The 17,830-nt window shown below is 58.7% G+C and carries 17 protein-coding genes; 7 read left to right on the plus strand and 10 right to left on the minus strand.

Annotation, left to right across the window (positions count from 1 at the left end; all coding sequences use genetic code 11):
- The first annotated feature begins 393 nt into the window (after positions 1-393).
- On the plus strand, positions 394-2,217 hold the full coding sequence (locus AC27VJ_RS02950) for a HAMP domain-containing methyl-accepting chemotaxis protein (protein ID WP_488682736.1): 1,824 nt from the start codon (positions 394-396) through the stop codon (positions 2,215-2,217).
- A gap of 12 nt (positions 2,218-2,229) precedes the next feature.
- On the opposite strand, the gene rnhB is transcribed toward AC27VJ_RS02950, so the two are convergent.
- Both rnhB and AC27VJ_RS02960 read right to left on the minus strand, forming a co-directional pair.
- Positions 2,230-2,883: a ribonuclease HII gene (gene rnhB, locus AC27VJ_RS02955; protein ID WP_488683175.1), complete on the minus strand. Its 654-nt coding sequence runs from the start codon at positions 2,881-2,883 to the stop codon at positions 2,230-2,232.
- A gap of 212 nt (positions 2,884-3,095) precedes the next feature.
- Complete coding sequence (locus AC27VJ_RS02960) at positions 3,096-4,253, minus strand: PA0069 family radical SAM protein (protein ID WP_113088694.1); 1,158 nt, start codon at positions 4,251-4,253, stop codon at positions 3,096-3,098.
- 203 nt (positions 4,254-4,456) lie between these two features.
- Between AC27VJ_RS02960 and AC27VJ_RS02965 the strand changes: the two genes are divergently transcribed.
- Positions 4,457-4,975 carry a glycosyl transferase gene (locus AC27VJ_RS02965; RefSeq protein WP_488682737.1) on the plus strand — a complete coding sequence of 173 codons (519 nt, stop codon included), beginning with the start codon at positions 4,457-4,459 and terminating at the stop codon, positions 4,973-4,975.
- Here the strand turns inward: AC27VJ_RS02965 and moaB are convergent, their stop codons facing one another.
- The 4 genes from moaB to AC27VJ_RS02985 form a co-directional block, all read right to left on the minus strand.
- Positions 4,976-5,521, minus strand: a complete 546-nt coding sequence (moaB, locus tag AC27VJ_RS02970; protein ID WP_488682738.1) for a molybdenum cofactor biosynthesis protein B — start codon at positions 5,519-5,521, stop codon at positions 4,976-4,978.
- Positions 5,518-6,408 (minus strand): 4-(cytidine 5'-diphospho)-2-C-methyl-D-erythritol kinase, encoded by an 891-nt coding sequence (locus tag AC27VJ_RS02975; protein WP_488682739.1) that lies wholly within the window; start codon positions 6,406-6,408, stop codon positions 5,518-5,520. The genes moaB and AC27VJ_RS02975 overlap by 4 nt, the downstream gene beginning before the upstream one ends.
- A gap of 6 nt (positions 6,409-6,414) precedes the next feature.
- Positions 6,415-8,253, minus strand: a complete 1,839-nt coding sequence (locus tag AC27VJ_RS02980; protein WP_488682740.1) for a tetratricopeptide repeat protein — start codon at positions 8,251-8,253, stop codon at positions 6,415-6,417.
- 269 nt (positions 8,254-8,522) lie between these two features.
- Entirely contained in the window at positions 8,523-9,539 is a 1,017-nt protein-coding gene (locus AC27VJ_RS02985; RefSeq protein WP_488683176.1) for a polyprenyl synthetase family protein, read from the minus strand.
- A gap of 116 nt (positions 9,540-9,655) precedes the next feature.
- Between AC27VJ_RS02985 and AC27VJ_RS02990 the strand changes: the two genes are divergently transcribed.
- From AC27VJ_RS02990 to AC27VJ_RS03010, 5 genes are all read left to right on the plus strand, one after another.
- Positions 9,656-9,886: a putative signal transducing protein gene (locus tag AC27VJ_RS02990; RefSeq protein ID WP_062450762.1), complete on the plus strand. Its 231-nt coding sequence runs from the start codon at positions 9,656-9,658 to the stop codon at positions 9,884-9,886.
- Positions 9,887-9,892: 6 nt separating this feature from the next.
- On the plus strand, positions 9,893-10,693 hold the full coding sequence (locus AC27VJ_RS02995; protein WP_488682741.1) for a tRNA1(Val) (adenine(37)-N6)-methyltransferase: 801 nt from the start codon (positions 9,893-9,895) through the stop codon (positions 10,691-10,693).
- 209 nt (positions 10,694-10,902) lie between these two features.
- Positions 10,903-11,208 carry a GIY-YIG nuclease family protein gene (locus tag AC27VJ_RS03000; RefSeq protein ID WP_488682742.1) on the plus strand — a complete coding sequence of 102 codons (306 nt, stop codon included), beginning with the start codon at positions 10,903-10,905 and terminating at the stop codon, positions 11,206-11,208.
- Between the two features lie 326 nt (positions 11,209-11,534).
- Positions 11,535-12,392 (plus strand): S49 family peptidase, encoded by an 858-nt coding sequence (locus AC27VJ_RS03005; RefSeq protein WP_488682743.1) that lies wholly within the window; start codon positions 11,535-11,537, stop codon positions 12,390-12,392.
- Positions 12,393-12,406: 14 nt separating this feature from the next.
- Positions 12,407-12,601 carry a hypothetical protein gene (locus tag AC27VJ_RS03010; protein WP_113088687.1) on the plus strand — a complete coding sequence of 65 codons (195 nt, stop codon included), beginning with the start codon at positions 12,407-12,409 and terminating at the stop codon, positions 12,599-12,601.
- A gap of 17 nt (positions 12,602-12,618) precedes the next feature.
- Here AC27VJ_RS03010 and AC27VJ_RS03015 read toward each other — a convergent pair whose 3' ends face one another.
- From AC27VJ_RS03015 to AC27VJ_RS03030, 4 genes are all read right to left on the minus strand, one after another.
- Positions 12,619-14,547 carry a DUF2207 domain-containing protein gene (locus AC27VJ_RS03015; protein ID WP_488682744.1) on the minus strand — a complete coding sequence of 643 codons (1,929 nt, stop codon included), beginning with the start codon at positions 14,545-14,547 and terminating at the stop codon, positions 12,619-12,621.
- A 20-nt stretch (positions 14,548-14,567) separates the two neighbouring features.
- Entirely contained in the window at positions 14,568-15,830 is a 1,263-nt protein-coding gene (aroA, locus tag AC27VJ_RS03020; RefSeq protein WP_488682745.1) for a 3-phosphoshikimate 1-carboxyvinyltransferase, read from the minus strand.
- 41 nt (positions 15,831-15,871) lie between these two features.
- Positions 15,872-16,423, minus strand: a complete 552-nt coding sequence (locus tag AC27VJ_RS03025; RefSeq protein ID WP_113088684.1) for a LemA family protein — start codon at positions 16,421-16,423, stop codon at positions 15,872-15,874.
- Between the two features lie 86 nt (positions 16,424-16,509).
- On the minus strand, positions 16,510-17,466 hold the full coding sequence (locus tag AC27VJ_RS03030; RefSeq protein WP_111840739.1) for a glycine--tRNA ligase subunit alpha: 957 nt from the start codon (positions 17,464-17,466) through the stop codon (positions 16,510-16,512).
- Positions 17,467-17,830: the final 364 nt, after the last annotated feature.

Here is a 17,830-nt window from a genome sequence, read left to right on the forward strand (position 1 = left end):
GAGCGTTGTCAAAAGCGGAGTATTAGGAAATCGGACTATTCTTAAGGTTGATTTTTTGATCTAGATTTGACGAGTGCTCAAATAAAAATTTGAGAATAGATAAGCCGATGCAAGTCGAACCATATGAGTTATTGGAAATATCAAAGAAACGGCGCTGAATACGGTCGATATTGGGTCATGTGATTTTCAGCCATTCTAATTTTAATAAAATTTCAATAATGATAATAGAATATATTCATTACGACATGGGGAGGAACATGTCGCCTTGAGATAAAGTTCTAATAAATGGCCTCAAGGCAAAGTCGTTCCTCTCGAGAATATTATTCATGCAGTAAATTTATATCCAAACATGACTGTGTAAGCGGTGGGGTCACTCCGCGTCTGGGGATTATCATGCGAATATCGGTAGGTCTTGTTCTAGGTGCCCTGTCGGGCATCATGTTGCTCGTTGCAGGCGTGCAGGGCGGGTTTTCGATTTCTTCGCTCCATCAGATCCGGGGCAAGATCGATACGATCGTTGGTGATCGCGTGCCAGCCTTCATTCTGCTGGGTAAGGTCAATACGGAAGTCAGCAATATCAGAAACGCGCAGAGCTCGATTGTCAGCGCAACGCCTGAGGCCTGGTCGCAATTCGAAACTCAGATGCAGGCAGCGCGCACCGCACTCGATGCCGATTTCCAGGAATACCAGAACTATCTGGTAGACGAGGCGGACAAGAAACATTTCGCATCCTTCACCGAAAAATGGAAAGTCTCCGAAACCCGCTGGAACGACGTCAAAGCGCTGCTTGCGGCAGGAAAGGCCGATGAAGCACGCTCTCGCTTCGTGGGTGATGCCTTGACGGCCTATAGCGACGCGAAGGCCGCGCTGCAGAGCGCTGTCGATGATATGGAAGGCGACGTCAGGGGCGAGGGCGATGACACCACTGACATCGCCGAATCCGCCGCCATGCTCAATTACATCTCGCTGGCGCTGGCGCTGGCCATCGGTGCGGGTGCAGCGCTCTTCGGCAACATCCATATTGCCAGACCACTTGGGCGGATGACGGGCGTCATGCGCCGCCTTTCGGACGGCGATACGGATATCACCATTCCCGCTCGCGGTCGCAAGGACGAGGTCGGTGCGATGGCAGAAGCCGTCGAGGTGTTCCGCCGTGCTGCAATCGAAAACAAGCGGCTGGAGGCCGAGGCCGACACGAACCGCAAGCAGGCCGAAATCGAACGTCTGGCCGCCCAGCGGAAGGCGGAAGCCGATGCCGAGGAGAGGCTGCGCATCGCAACATCCGGTCTGGCAGATGGCCTGCGCCGTCTGGCCTCCGGCGATCTCGCTTTCCAGATCAACGAGGTTTTCGCGCCTGACTTCGAACAGCTGCGCCACGATTTCAACCGCTCGCTCAAGCAGCTGGGCGCGACCTTGTCGGAAATCTCCCATTCCATTGACACGATGAACAATGGCACCCGCGAAATCGCGGAAGGGTCGGTCGATCTCTCGAAGCGGACCGAACAGCAGGCAGCAACGCTGGAAGAAACAGCTGCGGCTCTCGACGAAATCACCGTAAATGTCGCAAACTCCACCAAGCGTGTGAATGATGCACGCGGTGCTGCGACCGAAGCCAACCGTGCGGCAAAAATCTCCGGTGAAGTCGTCGCGACTGCGGTTGATGCCATGCACCGCATCGAGCAATCTTCCGGCCAGATTTCCAACATCATCGTCGTTATCGATGAGATTGCCTTCCAGACCAATCTTCTCGCGCTCAACGCCGGTGTGGAAGCCGCGCGTGCCGGTGAAGCTGGCAAGGGATTTGCGGTCGTCGCGCAGGAAGTGCGTGAACTGGCTCAGCGTTCCGCCAAGGCCGCCAAGGAAATCAAGGAACTGATCGGAAAGTCATCCACGGAAGTCGAAAACGGCGTCAATCTCGTCAAGCAGACGGGTGATGCGCTGAAGACCATTGAGCGGCATGTGACCGTGATGAACGAACATATGGGTGCAATCGCCTCTTCCGCGCAGGAACAGGCGACCGGTCTTGCGGAACTCAACACCGCCGTCAACCAGATGGACCAGACCACCCAGCAGAACGCCGCCATGGTGGAAGAAACGACCTCTGCAACATCTGCACTGGCCAGCGAAAGCGATAAGCTGCGGGAATTGTTGCAGCAGTTCCAGCTGACGGCTCAGGGCCGCGACCGTGGTGCTTACGACATGCGGCTTGCGGGTTAAGCGACTTCCGCCTCACTCCACCCGCATGGGGCGGAAGCTCATGCGGTGCAGCGGGCAGGGTCCATTGGCCTCGATAGCGCGCAGATGCGTTGGGGTGCCATAGCCCGCATGGGCCTCGAAACCATAGGCCGGATGGATCGATCCGGCCTTTTCCATCATCCGGTCCCGCGTGACCTTGGCGACGATGGAGGCTGCGGCAATAGAGACAGACCGCGCGTCACCCTTGATGACGGCTTTGCCGGTGCAGGGAATGCCCGGTGGAATATCCCGCCCATCGGCCAGCACGAGAGCAGGTGCCGTCTGAAGGCCAAGCAAGGCGCGGCGCATGGCATCCAGGCTGGCGCGCAATATATTCATGCGGTCGATCAAAACAGGGCCGGATGAGGCGATGGAGACGATGGATGTTTCCAGAATTTGCTCGAACAGGAACTCCCGACGCGCCTTGGACAGCTTTTTTGAATCGTTCAAGCCATCGGGAATATTGTCGGGGTCGAGAATGACGGCGGCGGCAACGACGGGCCCGGCCAAAGGACCGCGCCCGGCCTCATCCGTACCGGCCACCGGCCATTCGCCGCGCTTCTTCGCGTCCAGTTCCAGGCTGAAATCCGGGCCGGTATCGATTAGATCAAAGAGGGCAGGAGAATCGGGTGCTGTGCTTCGCTTCATGCGGCGAAACTGGCACAGGCAACCGATCTCCTGCAAGCCCCCGGTCGCAGGGTCTGTGCAGCAGCCCAAGGGGCGGAGGGCTGCTGCATAAGGTCTCATGACCTCCATGCTCTTTCAATTGGGGCGGAAAGAGCACACCCATGCGAGGCGGCAGATACCGGGGGCATAAACCCGTAGCGCAGGGCATAGACGCTATGGGTATTCTTGAAAGGTCAAAGCAGAGACAGCTGCACGCCTGCACCTCCTGGCGCTATGAACAGATCGTCGCGAAGCTGAATGCCACGGCGGATGAGCCCCAGCCGCTTCGTCGTCATTTCGAAACGGCGGCTGATCTGCCAGGCATAGGGACCGGCGCCTTTCATCCGCTTGCCGAACTCGGCATCATAGTCCTTGCCATCCCGCATGGAGCGCACCAGCGACATGACGTGCTGGTAGCGGTGCGGATAATTGCGCAGCAGCCATTCGCGAAACAGCGGGCTAACCTCCAGCGGCAGACGCAGCAGCACATAGGATGCCTCCGTCGCTCCAGCCGCCTTTCCAGCCTCCAGCACCCGTTCGATCTCGTGATCGTTGAGTGCTGGAATGACCGGCGCCATCATGACGGCAACGGGAATACCGGCGTCCGTCAGCGTCTTGATCGCTTCCAGCCGTTTGCTGGGCGTGGATGCGCGCGGCTCCATGCTGCGGGCGAGCTTGCGATCCAGCGTCGTGACCGAAATCCCGACCTTGACCAGACCCTTGGCTGCCATCGGTGCGAGAATATCGATATCGCGGGTAATCAGCCCCGACTTGGTGACGATGGCGACGGGATGCTCGGCCTTGGCCAGCACTTCGAGGATTTGCCGCATGATGCGCCATTCCCGCTCGATAGGCTGGTATGGGTCGGTATTGGTGCCGATGGCAATCACCCGCGCCTTGTATCCCGGCTTGGCCAGTTCACGTTCCAGAAGCTTTGCGGCGTCCGGCTTGGCAAACAGCTTGGCCTCGAAATCCAGCCCTGCCGACAGGCCCATATAGCTATGGCTTGGCCTCGCGAAACAATAGATGCAGCCATGCTCGCAACCACGATAGGGATTGATGGACCGGTCAAAGGGAATATCCGGCGAATCATTGCGGGTGATGATCGTGCGTGGCTTTTCCACCTGCACTTCGGTACGAAACTCCGGCAGTTCCTCGATGATCTGCCAGCCATCATCGACAGGCTCATGCTGCAGAGGCTCGAAACGCCCGCCGGGATTGATGCCCGCACCACGCCCGCGACGACGGTCGATCTCGATCCGCAGACCGGACGCATCGGCCAGTGCATTGGCAATATCTGGCGTATGGCCCGGCTGGAAGGCAGCCTGCCCGGAAAGCACATGTTGTCTCATCTGGATGCTCCTGACCGGCATGAAACCGGCTTGGTGGATGCCCAGATTCTTAACCGAGAAATGAGAACAAGACAAGAACAAAATGCTGAAACGCGCGATAGCTATTTCTTTTGCATTGCGGTAGGAATTTTATCGATGAAATGTTGTAGGTCGATCAACCTCTTCAATTTATCGCTCATAACGGAACACAAGCTGATAGACATATGCTGACAGTCATCATGGAATGCCGGGATCAGGAGCCGGAGCTTGCTCACACCCTCTCCACGCTCGTTTCGGGCGCTGTGGAAGGGCTGATCAGTGACGTCATTGTGCTGGATCACGCCTCCAGCGATGGTTCCTCACGCGTCGCGGAAGCTGCCGGTTGCCGCTTTCATACGGAATGGGACATCCGGGATATCATCGCATCTGCGCGCGGTGAGTGGATTTTGATGATGGAGCCGGGCAGCCGCCCGCAAAGCGGCTGGATCGAGGATATCAGCGAATATACGGCGCTGAACAAGCTGGCCGCCCGCTTTGCGCCCTCGCGTCATTATCGGCCATCGTTTCTGTCGCGTTTTATTCGCCGCAGACCGCCGCTGGAATACGGCCTGTTGCTGCGCAAGGACGAAGCTCTGTCGATTGCCAAATCCGGCATGCCGCTCGATCATTTTCCGAAATCGCAAAAGACCCGCCGCCTCAGCGCCGAGCTTATTCCTTCCTGGGTGCTGCGCGCCGCGCGGTAATTACCCTTGCGCCTTGCCGCGCTTCAGATGCTCATCCAGACGCGGCATGATTTCCACGAAGTTGCAGGGCATGTGGCGGTAATCCAGCTGCGCTTTCAAAATGCCGTCCCACGCATCCTTGCAAGCGCCGGGAGAGCCGGGCAGCACGAAGATGAAGGTGGAATTGGCAAGGCCCGCCGTCGCGCGTGACTGAATGGTGGATGTGTTGATCTTGTCATAGGAAATGCGGTGGAACACGGCGGAAAAGCCATCCATGCGCTTTTCGAACAAGGGTTCCAGCGCTTCCGGCGTCACATCGCGTCCGGTGAAGCCCGTGCCGCCAGTGGTAATCACCACATCAATCTCGTCGGACAAGGTCCATTTGCGCACCTGCTCCTGAATGGCTGCCTTGTCATCCGGCACGATGGCGCGGTCCACCAGCAGATGACCTGCGTCAGAGATGCGGGCGGCAAGCGTGTCGCCGGATTTGTCATCCGCCAGCGTGCGGCTGTCGGAGACGGTCAAAACCGCGATGCCGACGGGAATAAAGGCTCTATCAACAGTCATCTTGGCAGTCCGTCTATGGTTTTCGTTGCCTGAACATACCAGCCGGGACGCTTTTGGCGAAGCTGGTTGGCCGCAGATTCGGCTTGTTCCGCCGTGTCGAAGAGGCTGAAGCAGGTCGCGCCGGAACCGGACATGCGCACGAGGGATGCACCTACATGCGCCAGCAGATCGGATACCTCAGCGATTTCCGCCAGAATGTCCCGCGCTGGCGGCTCTAGATCGTTGCGGCTTTTGCCGATGAATTCCATCCACGTCTCGTTGCCTCGTTCCTCAAGCGGTGGATTGCCCTTATTCGTCAGGCGTTTAAACACCTCGGGTGTCGAAACGCCCTTCAGCGGGTTGACGAGAATAAGCGGTATAATGGGCATATCACCGAGGATCGTAATATCTTCGCCAATCCCGCGCGCAATCAGCGGCTGGCTGGCGAGACACATGGGCACATCCGCCCCCAGTTTCAGAGCAATATCCTCAAGCTTTCCGGGGGCAGGGGTCATCTGCCAATGGCGGCAAAGGCCTCGTAAGGTTGCCGCCGCATCCGCAGATCCGCCGCCGATGCCCGAAGAAATGGGTAGATTTTTATCGAGATGAATGGCGATGGATGACGCTTCTGCGCCGACCGCAGCGCGCAGTAAATCCCGCGCTTTGAGCACGAGATTATCGCCCGCGTTTCCTTGTTGAAGAACTTCAGCGAAAGGCCCGGAAATTGAAAACCCATCCTCCGGCGCATCCTTGATGCGGATGACATCACCCGCTTCGGTGAAGGTCACCAGAGATTCGAGCAGATGGTATCCATCTGCCCGCTGTCCGATCACATGCAGCGCGAGATTGATCTTCGCGGGAGCGGCTTCGATTGTCTCAACCGCTCCGGCAGGCTTATGCGAGAGCATGATGCCTTAGGACTTCTTGTCCGGGGCAGGGGCAGGTGCCACAGGTGGTGGCGTGGCCTGATCCTTCTTGGCCGTGTTCTGAGCGTCCTTTTCCAAAGGAGGCAGACCGTTGGCGATCTTGTCCTTCACCTTGGTCTTGTCCACATCGTCGCTTTCGCCAATCAGTGCCCGGTTCCACTGGTAGACCGCCTCGATCTTGCGACCGACGCGCCAGTAGGCATCGCCCAGATGGTCGTTGATGGTCGGGTCACCGGCGCGCAGTTCGATGGCGCGTTCCAGCTCTGTCACCGCCTCATCGAAAGCGCCGAGACGATAATGCGCCCAGCCGAGCGAATCGACGATATAGCCGTCATTGGGACGCAGCTCGACCGCGCGGCGGATCATGTCGATCCCCTCATCGAGGTGCATGTTCTTGTCCACCCAGGAATAGCCCAGATAGTTCAGAACCTGCGGCTGGTCCGGGTTCAGCTCCAGCGCCCGCTTGAAATCAGGCTCGGCCTTGTCCCACTGCTTCAGGCGCTCATAGGCAATGCCGCGCTGGAAGAAGATGGTCCAGTCGGTTTTCTTCGGCACAGAACCGATAACCTCGACCGCCTTGTCGTAATTGGCCGCCATGGCCGCATAATCCTTGGCATCGGAGAGAACCGAGCCATAGGCGAGGTAGGAGCGAATATCGGACGGATCGGATTCGAGCAGCGACTTCAGATGCTTGCGGGCTTCATCCACCTTCTCCGTCTGCGCCAGGGTCAGGCCCAACTGCAATTCGGAAATGCGGTGCATCGGCGAATCCGCCGGTACGTCGCGGTAGAATTCGATAGCGCGGTCAGGCTGCTTCTGCGCTTCGGCAAGGCCACCGAGAAGGATCAGCGTATCGGCGCTTTGCGGATCGAGTGCGCGCGAGGTCTGAAGGTAAAGCGTGACGATTTCTTCCGCGCCTTCGCGGTTCAGCGCACCGGCGATGGAGAACATCACGGCGGCAGCACCCTCGATGGGCGTCTGTACCTGTTGATCGGGCTTTTCACCCTTTTCGATGCTCTGGCGCAGCGCCTTCAGAGGCGCATAGTTCGGCGCGAAATTGTCGCCAACGGAAATCGTGTCGAGCGCCTTCTGCTTGTTGCCAGCCTTGGCTTCCAGCCGCGCCAGCGCCATCACCGCGCGCATATAGGTGTCGGTTGCGGTTGCACCACCTTCACGGTCGGTCACGGCATCGTTCAGGCTCTTGCGGGCGGCTTCCGTGTTGCCGGTCACCAGTGCGATGGCACCAGCATGGTACTTCTGGAAGATCGAAATCCAGCCCGGTCCCTTCATGCCATTGACCAGCGCCAGGGCTTCCTTGCCCTTGCCGGCACCGGCGCGCGCCCAGGCGGTCAGCAACGTATTGACCATGCGGTCTAAATCGTTCGGGCCGCTATATTTCAGGATTTTTTCCGCGCTGGAAAATTCCTTGTGCTTGATAGCGGCCAGCGCACGAACGATGGTCGTCACGCGTTCCACGGACGAATCGTCCTTCAGCGAATCGGCAATCTTCGCGCCTGCTTCGAAATCGCCGCTGAGCAATTGCGCGATCATCAGGCGCTGGCGGATTTCAACATTGGCCGTGTCGAATTCCAGCGCTTTTTTGTAGAGCGTAATCGCGGTCGCGAAATCCTGATCCACATCCGCCGTGCGGGCTGCCAGGAATGCGCCGGAGAAGGTGTTGACCTTTGCGGGATCGAACGTGACGGTCTCGGCAGCCTTGTCTGCGGGCTTCGTCTCGGCAAAGGCAGGCACGGAGCCTGCGCCGATGGAAAGGGCGGCAATGAAGGCCGCGCCGCAGAGAAGACGAAATGCTGGTTTGCGCCGCATGAAGGAACCTTTGCTTTTGTGCATTCGCACCGAAAAATCAGTTTCCCGCCTTACAGTTCGGGGCAAGCCATCGCACCGGAACGCTGTAACGCTTGAATTGGACTGTTGTGCCTGAACCGGAATCAGTTCACGCAATCACTCACCACGTCACGACAGAATGGCTTTTTTGGAGCAAGCCTGCAAGAAATTCTGCCCGTGATTTTAGATTCGTGAAATGTCGGCATCGCGGCGACGACGAGCGTCTTTTCCGCGATGCCCGGAACACTCTTTTAGTTCACGCGCTCGATGCAGAAGTCGATCACTTCCATCAGGGCATTCTTCCACGGGCTCTGCGGCAAAGGCGCCAGCGCATCGCGGGCAATCGTGCCATAGTGGTTGGCGCGGGTGATCGTATCGGCCAAGCCATTGTATTTTTTGATCAGACCAAGAGCCGTTTCCAGATTTTCATCCGTGCTTTCGCCCTGCTCGATGGCGCGTTTCCAGAACTCGCGCTCTTCCGCCGTGCCACGACGATAGGACAGAATGACCGGAAGCGTGATCTTGCCTTCGCGGAAATCGTCCCCGGTGTTCTTGCCGAGATCAGCGGATTTTCCGCCGTAATCCAGCACGTCGTCCACCAGCTGGAAGGCAAGGCCAAGATTCATGCCATAGGATTTCAGTGCGCTGCGGGTCGCCTTGTCTGTCTTGGCAACGATGGGGCCGACTTCGGCGGCGGCGGCAAACAGCGCAGCCGTCTTGGCGCGGATGACCTGCAGGTAATCATCCTCGGTCGTTTCCATGTTCTTGGCAACGGACAGCTGAAGAACCTCGCCTTCGGCAATGACGGAAGCGGCGGTGGACAGCACATCCAGCGCATCCAGCGAACCGACATCCACCATCATGCGGAAGGCCTGACCGAGCAGGAAATCGCCGACCAGAACGCTGGCCTGGTTGCCCCAGATGGTGCGGGCGGTGGACTTGCCACGTCGCAGATCGCTTTCATCAACCACGTCATCATGCAAAAGCGTTGCCGTGTGCATGAACTCGACGCTGGTCGCCAGCTTGATGTGGTGGTCGCCCTGGTAATCGAACATGGCAGCGGATGCGAGAGTCAGCATCGGGCGCAGGCGCTTTCCACCCGAGGAGATCAGATGGTTGGCCACTTCGGGTATCATCTGGACATCGGACCCGGCTTTGGAGAGGATAAGCTGATTAACCCTTTCCATGTCTGGACGGGTCAGGTCGACAAGCGGCTTGACGGATGCGAGTTTGTTTTTGCTTTCTTCAAGCGGTATGACGACGCCCAACGGACCGGACTCCTGTTCGATATTGGGGCCGACAATAGAAAGCGGCGGTGCAAGCGGCAAGGGGCGATTTGCCTCACACCGTTCAAAAAGATGGGATTTGGGGTGGAAACTGACCTATGCGTGAACTGATCCGTACCAACGACGCCGTTCTGCTCTCCTTTGCGCAGAGCCTGATGAAGGATGCCGGCATCCACAGCCTCATTGCCGATCAGGGAATGAGCATTCTTGAGGGCTCGCTGGGGCTGCTGCCACGCCGTTTTCTGGTGGAGGAGGAACGCGGCGACGAGGCCCGCCGCATCCTGACCGATGCCGGACTGGCCGACGAGCTGCGCGAAGACAAGGCCTGAAACGCCATGGCCTCGACCGTTTCCGAAACCGTCGATGCGTTTCATCGCGGCCGCTTCGAGATTTTGCAGCCGAAGGGCAGGGGCCACAGGGCGGGCATGGACGCCATGCTGCTTGCCTCTCTGGTCGTGGACGACACCGCCTGCCGCATCGCCGATCTGGGAGCAGGTGCGGGGGCTGCAGGTATGGCGGTGGCATCGCGCCTGGAAAAGGCTGAGGTCACGCTGTTCGAGTTTTCACCCGAAATGGCGGATTTCGCTGAACGTAGCCTGCAACTTCCCGCCAATAAGGCTTTTGCGGGTCGCATTCACGTCAAACAGGCGGATGTCACCCTGCGTGCGGATGCCCGCAGGCAGGCAGGGCTGCTGGACAACCATTTCCACCACGTCATCATGAACCCGCCCTATAATGACGCGGGCGACCGCAAAACCCCGGATGCGCTGAAAGCCACCGCCCACGCCATGACGGACGATCTCTTCGACCATTGGCTGAGAACCGCGTCCGCGATCCTGATCCCCGGCGGCCAACTCTCCCTCATCGCCCGCCCGCAATCCATCGCCGACATCATAACCGCCTGCGGCCGCCGCTTCGGCGGCCTGGAAATTACGCTGATCCACCCGAGATCAGGCGAGGATGCCGTCCGCATGCTGGTCACCGCCATCAAAGGTTCCCGCGCAAGATTGACGTTTCGCGCGCCGTTGACGATGCATGAAGATGGAAGTCATGCGTTTTTGCCGATGGTGGATGATTTGAGCAATGGGCGGATGGGGTATGGGAGGAATGACGCAAATACGCCGGGCAAGAGATAGTAACCCTCATCCTGAGTTACGTAGCCCAACTGCGGAATCGCCTCAGCAGTTGTGGACCGAGAGCTAGGGCTCAACGGTAGCAGCCCTCATCCTGAGGTGCCCCGCAGGGGCCTCGAAGGACGAGGGTTGCGGGATTTCTGCTACGAAGGGCAAAAATCCCATAGTTTTCAGTGTTGAAATGTTTTTGCGGGCACAGCAAAATTCCCGCCATGGAAGTAACCGTCTATATCGTTCGTTGCTGTGATGGATCATATTATACCGGACTGACCAAGCAGTCCGTTGAAGCCCGTGTATGGGAACACAACGCCGGTGTCTATGATGGCTACACCTCCAAACGACGCCCGGTGGAACTGGTGTTTACTGAGACGTACGACCGCATTGTCGACGCCATCGAGCGGGAGCGCCAAATCAAGGGCTGGTCCCGGCGCAAGAAGGAAGCTTTGATCGCGATGGCCTATGAAATGCTGCCGGAGCTTTCGCGCAGGGGACCAGCGGTCGCTAAGCAATCAGCTTGAACCAGTGGCCGCCCCCGATGGTTCGAGGCTCCGCCCTTCGGGCTGCGCACCTCACCATGAGGGCGGGGAGACGCTGCGGCACCGTCACTCCGGGCCGGCCTAAGAAAAGGTGTTCTCTGAGCCGGGCACACCGCAGCAACCCTCATCCTGAGGTGCGGAGGCGAAGCCGGAGCCTCGAAGGACGAGGGTTGCGGGCAGATGGCATGATGTCGTTCAAGGGCTCACCCAACCACCCCTCACCAAATTATCACCACCCCCACCATTGTCTTTGCCCCGGCCATACCCACATCGGTTCACACGAACGAATGAATGACGATGAGGACGACATGGCTGGATTTTTGAAGCGACTGGTGCCCAAGCGGTTTCGCAAGACGGAGCTGATCATTCCCGTGGTGCGCATGCATGGCGCGATCATGGCGGGCGGTAGTCAGTTTCGTCCGGCACTGAATCTCGCATCCTACGCGCCGTTGCTGGACAAGGCGTTCGGCATGAAGGAAGCACCCGTCGTTGCCATTACACTCAACTCCCCCGGCGGTTCGCCGGTTCAGTCGCGGATGATCTATAACCGCATCCGCCAGCTGGCCGAGGAAAAGAACAAGAAGGTGCTGATCTTCGTGGAAGATGTGGCAGCATCCGGCGGGTACATGATTGCGCTTGCGGGCGATGAGATCATTGCTGACCCGACCTCTATCGTCGGCTCCATCGGCGTTGTTTCGGGCGGCTTCGGTTTTCCGGAAATGCTCAAAAAGATCGGCGTCGAGCGGCGCGTCTACACGGCAGGTCAGAACAAGGCGATTCTCGATCCCTTCCAGCCTGAGAAGGAAGGCGATATCAATTATCTGAAATCGCTTCAGCTCGAAATCCACAATGTTTTCATCGATATGGTCAAGCTGCGTCGTGGCGGCAAGCTGAAGGACGATCCGGCGATTTTCTCCGGCCTGTTCTGGACGGGCATGCGCGGCCTCGACCTTGGCCTCATCGATGGTCTGGGCGATATGCGCGACGTCCTGCGCCGCCGTTACGGCGACAAGGTCAAGCTGCAACTGGTCAGCGGTGCGCGCAATTTCTTCGGCAAGAAACTGCCGGGTGTCGATCTCCATGCGCAGTCGATTGCCGCATCCGCCGCCTCGGGGCTTGCGGAAGTGGCGGAAGAAAAGGCATTGTGGGCGCGTTACGGATTTTGATGGACAAACGATAGATGGCCCAATTGATAACCATCGCCCTGCTCGTTTTCGGGGCGATCATTCTTTACAAACGTTTCGTGAATGATGCCGAAAAACTGTCCGCCAAATCCAAACGGCAGGAAAAAGAGCGCGAAACCGGTGCCACCGGCACGCTGATCAAAGACCCTGAGACGGGTGAATATCGCGTCAAAAAGGAAGACGAGGTCTAAAAGACCCAGCGGCTGGCCTACCAGCCGCCCCCTCCGCCACCACCGCCGCCAGACCCCGAAAAACCGCCGCCACCGGAAAAGCTCGATGAAGACGAGCTGACCGGTGCCGGAATCGTCGAGGCGATGGTGGAGGCCATGGAGGAAGAGAAGCCGCCGATGCGGCCTCCGAAATTGTGGTAATCTCCCATATACCAACCCGGTGCATAGGCCGCAGCAGCAGCGCCCGCCGCAGCACTCGCCAGCCATGTCTCGAATGTTGCGCTCCAGGGCTTTTCAACACCAAGCGCCACGGCATAGGGCAACAGCGTTTCGAAATGCTGTGGCGACATGTCAGGTGCGCCCTGCATGTTCATCCGGTCTTTTTCGGCCACGGTCAGGTAGAGGCGCAGCCCTTCGATTCCGTCCATCAGTTTGCGGCCCAGCGGTGTGGGAGCGCCCATCAGGAACAGGAACAGCACGTTGATGAGAACGATCAGCCCGATAGAGGCAACGGCAAGCGAGCCGCTATCGTGGGCATGGTCGAGAAACAGCGTCGCCATTAACCCAGCAATCACGCTGAATCCTACAAAGCCCGCAACCGCCATGAAGAAAATACTGCCGATGCGCGACAGCAGGGATTTGCCGCTCCTGCGCATCTTGCCGAAGGTCGTCGCGCCGATGGCAAAAAAGACAGCCGTTATCACCAGTGTAATGATGCCGCCAATCTCGTTCTCATCGAAATTGCCGGTAATCAGCGTCGCCATGATGATGGTGATGCTCATCATCAGACCGCCAACGATATAGCCGAAATTGCTGCGATAATACTTGCCGCGATGTTCTTTTTCGATGGCTGCGCGAAAAGCATCACCCGCCTTCTGAACCTTGACACCATTCGCCTTGTCGATGGTCAGGCTGTCGCCCGGAGCGCCGATCGAGGAGAGCAGCATACGCTGGCCGACGGGCAAGCTGTCCTCGATCTTTCTATCCGTGCGGCGGATGACGATGGAATTTTTCAAGTCCTCCAGCACCACATAACCATTGACGGCCAGATCCAGAGCCGTGGCGGAAATGGCCGTCCAGCCTGCGCCGGAAAAACCTCTGTTGTCGATATAGTTGACCAGCGCTGGCGAAACGCCCTCCGGCGGGTCCCAGCGCGGCACGATGACACCTGCTGCCGGATCGCGCCCAACCGCCGCCCAGGCCTTGTAGTAATAAGCAAAGACCAGCAGCAGACCGATGCCGGAAATCAGCAGGCCGAGATTGTCGCGAAACCACCAGCTTCGCTCCTGCGCCGCTGTCGGCGAGTCGATGGTACCCTTCGGCAGTTTCACAGCAACCGTCATGCCTTCGCCCTGATAGAAGGGGCGCGTCGAGGCGAAGAAGACTTCGTTGCCCTCCGTCATCATGCGCGCGTCTTTCCCCTTCGCACCGAGAGGTCCGGTGAAAACGGCGGTGTCTGTCGGCTTCACACCTTGCGGGAGGGAAATGGTGGCGGAGATATCGCGCATGGGAAACTGCCAGCCATTGCCGGTCACGTTCCAGGTCAGCTCATCATAGGTGTCGAAAAAGCGGATTTGCCGGTCGGTGGTGTAGGTGATCTGGAAGACGTGATCGCCGGTGGGCAGGAACCGGTCGGCATTGCCGGTATAGATGCGAATGCCGCCATCGATGTTTTCGGTGCGCCAGTCCTCCGGCGAACCATCCCGCTCCACCGAGAGAACCTTGAAGCCGACGTTGGTGCGGTTGCCATTCTTGTCGAGCGCATAGAGCGGGAAGTCGCGAAAAATACCGCGCTTGATCTGGTTGCCTTCGGCCCGCGCGGTGATGGTCTCGGTGACCGTCAGCTCACCGCTTCTGGCAACATCCACGACTGAATGATAGGAGTTGATAAACTCCTCAGCTGCAGCTGGCAGAGCCGCAAGCATGAAGACGAAAAGTGCGAGACATCTTGCAGCAATGGTCTTCACGGGCGGTCCTTTCTGACGTTTCAGTCCTGTCCGGTTTCGCTATAGCCAACACCAAGCGAGGCCAGCGCCTTCCAGTAGCCGGGGTAGGTCTTGCCCACGCAAGCCGGGTTTTGAATGGCAATGCCACCGGTCTTCAGACCCGCCAGCGCAAAGCTCATGGCAATGCGGTGGTCGTGGAACGTATCGATGGAGGCAGACATCGTCTGCCCCGCCAGGGCTGGATCGGCATGTACGATCAGATCGTCGCCGTCCTCTTCCGCCAGTCCCTCGCGAATACCGTTGAGGCCGAGCGATAGCGCCCTGATACGGTCGCACTCCTTCACCCGCAGATTGGAAATGCCGACGAAGCGCACCAGCGTGGTGTTGTAAGCCGCTAGCACCGCAATCGTCGGAATGGCGTCCTGCATCTGGCTGCCATCGATTTCAGCGGGCAGGTTGGGAAATTGCGCCATCACGGCATAGGCCTTGGCATCCGGCTGGGTGAAGGCATCCGCAGGCGTGCCGATATCGATCTTGCCGCCGGTCAGCAGCTCCGCACCCCAGAGATAGGTGGCGGCGGACGCATCCGGCTCAATGTGAAAATCGGTGGCCTTGTAGCCGGTTGGGTGCACGCGCCAGATGGCGTTGCTCACCCGCTCTACCTTTGCTCCGAATGCTTCCATGGCAGACACAGTGAGGTCGATATAGCCCTTGGCGCCAATGTCTTCACCCGCCAGAATGATATCCAGCGGCTTTGCACCGCAAGGTGCTGCCATCAGCAGCGCCGAGACATACTGGCTGGAAAGATTGGCGTCGATGGTGACGCTCTCCTTGGTAAAACCCTGCCCATTGCCCCTCACCGTTACCGGCGGGCAGCCCGTTGCCGCTTCCGCCTCGATGCCGAGCGCGTTCAGCGCTTCCACCAGCGGCTGGATAGGGCGCTTGCGCATATGCTCATCGCCATCCACCACGACAGTGCCATCCACGGAGGCAACCGCTGCCGTCAGAAATCGCGTCGCCGTGCCTGCATTGCCGAGGAAAAGCGGCTTGTCCGGTGCGGCAAGCACGCCATTGCTTTCCACCACGAAACTCGTCGCATCCGGCTCGGTCACTGTCACGCCCATGGCGCGCAGGGCCTCTGCCATATACAGCGTGTCATCGCTTTTCAGCGCGCCCGTTAGCACGCTGCGGCCCTTGGCAAGACCCGCCAGCAACAACACGCGGTTGGTGATGGATTTGGAACCGGGCGGCTCCACCTTGCCGGACAGCGGATGGTTTGGCGGGGTGATGGTCAGTTCGATCATGGCTTTATCGTTTCTCAACCAGCCGGGGCCGGTTCTTTGGCTCAGAATTTCACGGAAGGAACGGCGCGGTCCGCCTCGTTGGTGATCTCGAAAAACGGCGCTTTGGTAAAGCCGAAATTGCGGGCCACGAGGTTGGAAGGGAAGCTCTCCACCTTCACATTCAGGTCGCGTGCCGAACCATTGTAATAGCGCCGCGACATCTGGATTTCACCCTCTAGCGTCTCCAGCGACGCCTGCAATTCCAGAAAGCCCTGATTAGCCTTGAGGTCGGGATAGGCTTCCGCCAGCGCAAACAGCTTGCCCAGTGCCTGGCTCAGCAACCCTTCCGCCTGCGCACGTCCCTCGACATCACCCGCAGGCACGGCCTGCGCGCGGTTGCGCATGGCCACCACCTCTTCAAAGGTGCTTTTCTCGTGCGCCGCATAACCTTTGACGGTTTCGATCAGGTTGGGAATGAGGTCGGCGCGGCGCTTAAGCTGCACGTCGATACCGGACCACGCCTCTTCCTTCATCTGCCGCGCGGTAACGAGGCCGTTATAGATGAAGACGACATAGACGGCGATTGCCGCGATGATTGCCAGTGCGATATACATGTCCCAGTCCCCCTCATGAAACCTTATGGTCAGGCCGGACGATAGTCGTTCCGGCCCGCCCTGTCATCGCCCGTCAAAACAACGCGTCAGGCCGCGTCCTTATTCCAGTTCGCGCCACCAGCATCCGTCATCAGGAAGGCCTCGCCGCAGGCCTTGGACAGCGTGCGAACACGCAGGATATAGCTCTGCCGCTCGGTCACGGAAATCACGCCGCGCGCATCCAGCAGGTTGAAGACGTGGGATGCCTTGATGCACTGGTCATAGGCCGGAAACACGCATTTGTGCAGCATCTGGTTGGCGTTATCACCCGGTGCACCGGCATCCAGCAGTGCCTTGCATTCTTTTTCCGCATCGATAAAGTGGCGGTGCAGCATGGCGGTGTCGGCATATTCGAAGTTATGGCGCGAATATTCCTGCTCGGCTTGCAGAAAAACATCGCCATAGGAAATCTTCTCTTCGCCTTCGCGGCCATTGAAGTTCAGGTCGTAAACATTGTCCACGCCCTGCACATACATGGCCAGTCGCTCAAGACCATAGGTCAACTCACCGGCAACCGGCGAGCATTCGATACCGCAGACCTGCTGGAAATAGGTGAACTGCGACACTTCCATGCCGTCGCACCAGCATTCCCAACCCAAACCCCAGGCGCCCAGCGTCGGGCTTTCCCAGTCGTCTTCCACGAAGCGGACATCGTGCAGAAGCGGATCAAGCCCGATGGCCTTCAGCGAGCCGAGATAGAGTTCCTGCAAGTTGGAAGGGTTCGGCTTCAGGATGACCTGATACTGGTAATAATGCTGCAACCGGTTCGGGTTTTCACCATAGCGACCATCAGAAGGGCGGCGCGATGGCTGTACATAGGCAGCCTTCCACGGCTTCGGCCCCAGCGCGCGCAGCGTCGTTGCCGGGTGGAACGTGCCCGCGCCCACTTCCATGTCATAAGGCTGCAACACCGCACAGCCCTTGTCCGCCCAGTAATTATGCAGCGTCAGGATCAGCGCCTGAAAGGAACGCTTCGGGTTCATATGGTCTGGAACGTCGGTCATTGCAGTCATCACGGCCATCGATTGTTGTCAGTAAGTGCTTGCGCACTTTGGATGCGGACAGGTGCCATGGGTAGGGGCTGCGGGTCAAGGCTTCTGTGCGGGAGAGGTTGCCTTGCGCGGATGCGACGGTAGCTACCCTCATCCTGAGGTGCCCCGTAGGGGCCTCGAAGGACGAGGTAGCGGGATGAGACCACAGAGTGTGCGGCGGATGCTTCGAGGGCGCTACGCGCCACCTCAGCATGAGGGCGGAGGGTGAGGCGCCCTTCGCCACGCGCGCCCAAGATGACGCAACTGATATTACCATTGTGCACCCACCGCAAATTTTGCTAGCAGAGGCCAATGAAAATCCATGACACCGGAAAAT

The sequence above is a fragment of the Agrobacterium sp. 20P9.1.2 genome, assembly GCF_057799395.1.